At 64.8% G+C, this 5,535-nt stretch carries 3 protein-coding genes and 2 pseudogenes; 1 reads left to right on the top strand and 4 read right to left on the bottom strand.

Annotated elements, in window-relative coordinates; all coding sequences use genetic code 11:
• Positions 1 to 115: 115 nt before the first annotated feature.
• The 4 genes and pseudogenes from JTJ31_RS24210 to JTJ31_RS24195 all read right to left on the bottom strand — a co-directional run.
• Positions 116 to 241 (bottom strand): annotated as a pseudogene (locus tag JTJ31_RS24210) (IS3 family transposase); the annotation flags it as partial.
• A gap of 51 nt (positions 242 to 292) precedes the next feature.
• A pseudogene (locus JTJ31_RS24205) lies at positions 293 to 762 on the bottom strand (IS66 family transposase).
• Between the two features lie 36 nt (positions 763 to 798).
• On the bottom strand, positions 799 to 2,100 hold the full coding sequence (locus JTJ31_RS24200) for a DUF3999 family protein (RefSeq protein WP_408015442.1): 1,302 nt from the start codon (positions 2,098 to 2,100) through the stop codon (positions 799 to 801).
• Between the two features lie 5 nt (positions 2,101 to 2,105).
• Positions 2,106 to 4,871, bottom strand: a complete 2,766-nt coding sequence (locus tag JTJ31_RS24195) for a DUF2339 domain-containing protein (RefSeq protein WP_207541307.1) — start codon at positions 4,869 to 4,871, stop codon at positions 2,106 to 2,108.
• 435 nt (positions 4,872 to 5,306) lie between these two features.
• Here JTJ31_RS24195 and JTJ31_RS24190 point away from each other — a divergent pair.
• A partial coding sequence (locus JTJ31_RS24190) for a transposase (protein WP_328805816.1) occupies positions 5,307 to 5,535 on the top strand: 229 nt, incomplete at its 3' end.

Raw genomic sequence — 5,535 nt, 5'->3', positions numbered from 1 at the left:
GTCTCCTCCATGGAGACATCGAGGCCGACATAGCAGTCCATCTCGCACTCCTTTCTCTGCAGGCTGGTCCGCCATTCTGGCCACCAGCCGGGGAGTGCGCCCGCCCTCAGTTACGCCATGTCTGCTCCGTCACCCCGATCGTCCGCACCGCCTCGACCGCCGACTTTCCCTGCGCCAGCAACACCTCCACCTGGCGCAGCTTGGCCACGATCTCCTCCGGCTTGTGATGCTTCCTCGCCATCTCCAACACCCTCCGCAGATCCGCCGATCTCACATTACCGGCGCTCCGTTTCTAAGGGGGCAGGTCAAAGGGGGCATCTTCGTTCCCGCGGACGGCGCGGCGGACATCGGGTGGCTTTCCGCGCAGCTCGGCCTCGACGGCATAGAGGGCGGCGATCCGCCGCAGCGCCTCCTCGGCGATCGGCCCCTTGCCCTTGGCGAGCCCAAAGAACTCGCGGCGCACATGCGCCCAGCAGAACGCCAGCGTCAGGCCCCGCTCGGTCGCCACGGCCTTGTAGGCGCCGTAGCCGTCGCATTGCACGATGCCGCAGAAGTCCCGCAGCAGGTTCTTCGCGTGCTCCGCACCCCGGCCAGGGGCGTAGAGAAACACCGCCGCCGCCGGGTCCGCCCCCGCCCCGGATCCAGCACGGGCAGGGGCGTCTCGTCGGCGAACAGCTTGGGCGAGCCCAGCAGGATCTCGTGCATCCGCCGCACCACGGGCATCACCTCCTGAGCCGCCGTGCCGGCCCAGTCAGCCAGCATCTCGCGGCCGATCTCGATGCCCTGCCGGCCGAGGATCTAAGCCTGCGCTGACCTGCGCCAAAGCGACCAGGCTATGAATCCCAGCGTCGCCGTACCCGCCGCCAAAGCAGCCCAAAGCAACGCACGGCGTCGTAATGCTGCACGCTCATCATCTGAAGCCACTGAGAGCCGCCAGTCGCTCGGCACATCCACCGAGGCATACGTCAGGCCTTGCTCCGCGTGCAGGACACCGGGCGGCAGAAATGCGGCGCTGTCGCCTGCTCGTCCGACCGCGAGCGTGTAGGGCGCTGGGCCTGCTGCAGCGAAAACAAGCATGTGCGGTGCCAACCCAAGCTGCAAGCGAGGTGCCGCGGTAAACGCGACCCCTGTTCTTTCGGATTCCACTCGGAATTCCTTGAGGTCAGTACGGTGCAACACGATGCGCGACACCTCACCTGCGCCTGGTTGACGGGCCACTGCAGTGCCGAGCAGCGTCCATGCCTGCTCTGGCGCAGCACGGCCCAACAGGCGGTAGGGCACGATGACTTCGGCTTGCGTGGTCATGAGGCCGATTGAGCGGACCGCGGTCGTAAAAGGCAGGCTGAACTGCCATGCAGCCCCCCCAGAGGCGCCAGCAAGGTTCGCTTCCACGAGCACGTCCGCGGACGGCCGGCGCGTCGTCAGCATCGCATCGCGCACCGTCACTGGAGCTAGCAGCCGCGGTATAGCGCTCCAAGTGACCCGGAGCCATGCGCCGCGCACGTCCGAGGCTCGCAGTGGCACCTGGACTGCTATGGGCGAAGCACCTGGTTCAAAGGCGGTTGATTGACCCAGCCAACGCCATGTCATCAGGTCGCTACTCGCCTCGACCGTAAAGGTGATGGGCTGCGATGCGGGTACCTCGGCGTCGATCAGGAGCGACGTCGCCGTACCACTCAGCTGCCGTGCATCCAGCAAGATCGCGAGGAGTACGGACCCAGCGGTATCGAAATCTCCGTTGGCTGGCACCACCTGCACGCTTCCGTCGGCGCCGAGGCGCAGCGAGACCCCCGTCCTCCGCAAAGCATCGACGGCACCCAAAACCGGCATCGGCCGCAGCGCGTTCTGCCGCACCGCTCCGTCAGCCTCGACCAATGCCACCGGCAGCAACCGTCCGTTGGCGTCGAACAAGCGCAGATCAGCGAGTTTCGGGCTGACCGAGCTAGCAAGCACAGCTGCAGGCAGTTCCAGATTTTGCACGGAGGCGTTGGGCACTGGCAGGACCTGCAGGCGCAGCGCGAAGTCGGCGGGTGTGTCCGCCAGCCCAGGCCCTGCCACGACGAGCAGAAGGGTTGCGAACACGCGGAGAGCCAGTTTCATTCTCATCATGCAGGCTGATCCTCTCGCGCCAGCCGCGGCGGCAGCGGCGCCACGTAGCCGATGATCAGCATCAGCGTGCCGACGCCGATAAACGCGACCACCCGAGCACCGCCGCCTGCATTTGCAAGATCCACGAGCAGCAGCTTGGCGACGGTCAGCGTCAGCAGCCCGGCGCCGGCAAGCCATAGCGCGCGGTGCGCTCGATGCCTGGCCACCAGCATCAGCGCCAGGGCCGCCAAAGCCCATAGGATTGCCGCTCCGGTCTGCACCATAAAGCTGCCGAGCAGGGCGTCGCCATTCCAGGCTACGCCGAAAGTCTGATGCGAGAGGCGCAGCCAAGCGCCATTGAGCAGTGCAAACCCTAGCACCGCGAGCGTGCCGGGCAGAAACCATTGCCGCACCCTGGTACTGCCTGGAAGATTGCTCGTACGTACCGTTCGCCACCACAGCGCCAGCGTCGCGATCGACAGCATCACTGACAAATCTACCGGATTGATCAGCGGGACATACGGCAGCGGACGGGCATCTCCCGCAGCGAACAGCGCCGTCACGAGTGTTCCGCCGGCCAGCAAAACGGCCAGTGGCACTGCGGCCGTCCAGGCATAGTCAGCCGCGTGCTGGGCAAGTGGCCAACGCCTGCCGGGCGCCGGAGGGAGTGCAGGACCAGCCCATAGCGCCAGCAGCAGCAACACGGTCGTCGCTGCCACGAGAAAGACGACTGCCGCCCAGGCGGTGTCCCATAGATGCGCTCGATCAATCCCAAACGCCAAGGCATTCGAGAGCATCGCGAGCAGCAGCCAGACACCACTAATGTGTGCCGACCGCATCACCAGCGTTGCCCCGCCGTTCGTTGACGCCTCCTCCTGTCGGGCAAGCGCGTGGAGATGCAGGACGACGGCCGCGGCCCATATCGCCGGGTGAGCACCTTCCAACACCCATCCGTGGTCCAGAAGCATGGCCAAGAAGCCAAGCCAAAGGGCGAGAAAGGTCACGCGTGCGGGCCCGGCGGCGGCGGTCCAGGCCGTGCGGCGTGCGACCGCCTGTGCCCCCCAGGCGCTGGCGACGAAGACGAGCATGGCCAGGAGATCCGCCGTCGCGGGAGGGAAAACCGCAATGGGCGGTGAAACGGCCAGCAGACCCGGTTGTACCCGGAACGCCTCGGCGGCGAAGCCGATCCACCAGAGGGCAAAGCCGGCCAAGAACACCGGTTCGCCTAGCCGCGCCTCGAACGCCCCGTAGCGTGCCGCCAGTGGCGACCCCTCGTGCGCCAGCGGCACCCGTAGCCACCAAGCCGTTGCGAGCAACGACAGCGACACCAGCATTGCACCGGGAAACGTATCGTTCACAAATGGCAACGGCGCGATGTTGGCATTCAGGTTGCCCAGAAACAGCAGCGCTGCCACTGTTTGCAAAACCAGCCCGAAGAAGCGCGGCAGTGAGCGCGATTGACGCATCCCGACGAAAAATGCGCCGGCGCCTTCGAGCGCCCAGGCAGCGGATGTCCAGTGGGCACCCAGCGCCAGCGGAATGGCGAGGGTCACGAAACCGACACCAATGGCTAGCATCGCTTCGCTCATGACCCGCATCTCGGCCATCCGCCGACGGCCGAAGAGGGCCACAATCCCAAGATAAAGAACGGCGAAACCGAGCGCAGAAAATGCGGCGCCAAAAGGGCGGTCGCTTACGAGGCCTGCCTGGAGACCAAACCCTGCAATGGCTGGGCCGAACACCAGCGTGGTGTCCACGACGCCTCCGAGCTTACCGGGCGTGCGCTGCGAATAAAGCAGGCCGGCGGCGATGTAGATGAGGACGGAAAGGATCAGGAATCCTTGGGCAAGCCAAAAGTCGGCCGGGTCGTAGCTGGACAATCCCCACAGGGTCGCTGTGCCGAAAGTCGCCGTGAAACCCAGCAGGTTCAGCGACCGCCAGGACCGCCGTCCAGCGATGAACAGCACCGCCAGGTTCAGCAGCGTGTAGTAGCCGAAGAGGGCCAACACACTGCCGTCATCGCCGGGAAGCAACAGGGGTACCGCGAAGCCACCGAGAAAGGACGTGAAGGCGAGGCTCTGCGCGTTTTGCAGCAAAGCGAGGGCACAGCCGAGAGCGCAAACCACGACCATCAGCCCAAAAGCGACGCCGAGCGGCACCACGTCGAACAATCTCGCCGCGGCGAACAAGGTGAGGTAAATGACGGCGACGCCGCCGCCTTGCAGCGCGAGTGCGAATCCGGCCTTAGACTCCCGGGTGGAAAACCCGAACGCCAGAAGCGCGATGCCAACTACAGCCACAAAAGTAAGCCGCAACTCGATCGGGAACAGGCCGGCCTGCGCTGCGTAATTGGCCAGGAAGGCGAGTCCCACGAACAGCAGCAGTAGGCCCACGCGGACAATTGTGTTCCCCCCAAGCAACCATGTCCTGGCCTGGGCGAGCATCACTGCCAGGAGGCCTGGCTCTGAAGGGGAGTGCGACGCCTCGATCAGGGGAGGGGCCTCTGGCGCTGAAGCCGCTGGCTCCTCGGAAGGTACGACGGCCGGGAGGACAACAGCCGCGGGAACGGTCGTACTTACATCTGCGTTCGGAAGCGCGGCACCTTTTAGTCGTTCGATCTCGGCTTGCAATGGCGCAACAGCACGCAGAATCTCGTTTCGGACGGAGCGCAGGAGAAGCCAGCCGGCGAGAGCGCCGAACAGGCCCCCGACCACGGCTCCCATTGGATCGACGGCGAGCATCCATCCAGCGAGCATTCCAAAGACTATGGCCCAGATCACCATCGTTCGCACTCCAGAGCCGGGCACTGATGACCGGCCATCAAGGATGAGGCTCCGATCCAAGTGTCGATTCACCCAAGGAAGAGGTTGGAACATGTGGATGGAGCCGTTCCCATCAAACCGGCTCCAACGGCGTTCAAACCCGACATTCAACGCTCAAGGGCGATAACCTATAGTGTGCGTCACGTCGAATATATCGTATTCGACTTTTGCGTTCGCACTACTCGAACTGACGTTGGATGACAGCCAAACCTTCCGGATAGTTTGAGCCGGAAGCTATTCGCGAATTAGATTAGAAGAGCTCTGTCATTAAACGATCTAACCTTAAACACATATAAGAGCCCGGTTCGGAACGGTTTCGTATGGATCGCGGATGGGGTGAGCGGCGGCAGCCTCGTGCGTTCGAGGGATGTCTGTGTGTCCTCCGAGGTCGCCCATGTGGACCCCGCCACCCGGCCGCAGCTTGCGCGCCCAAGCCAGCCCTATGCAACACGCCCGACCAATGCCGAGTGGCCGTTGGTGGCGCCGTTCCTGCCGCCGCCCGCCCCTTTCGGACGACTACGGCGCTGGCCGATGCGGGCGGTGTTGGACGGCATCCTCTCCGTTCTGCGCACCGGCTGCGCGTGGCGGCACCTGCCGCGCGACTTCCCGCCTTGGCCGACGACGC

The sequence above is a fragment of the Sabulicella rubraurantiaca genome (genome assembly GCF_017355885.1).
In the GTDB taxonomy this organism is placed as follows: domain Bacteria; phylum Pseudomonadota; class Alphaproteobacteria; order Acetobacterales; family Acetobacteraceae; genus Roseococcus; species Roseococcus rubraurantiacus.
This window is presented reverse-complemented; position numbering and strand designations above follow the sequence as displayed.

Excerpts from the sequence above, each read along its gene's own strand:
- JTJ31_RS24195 (WP_207541307.1), bottom strand. The coding sequence starts at position 4,871 with ATGGTGATCTGGGCCATAGTCTTTGGAATGCTCGCTGGATGGATGCTC.
- JTJ31_RS24200 (WP_408015442.1), bottom strand. The coding sequence starts at position 2,100 with ATGAAACTGGCTCTCCGCGTGTTCGCAACCCTTCTGCTCGTCGTGGCA.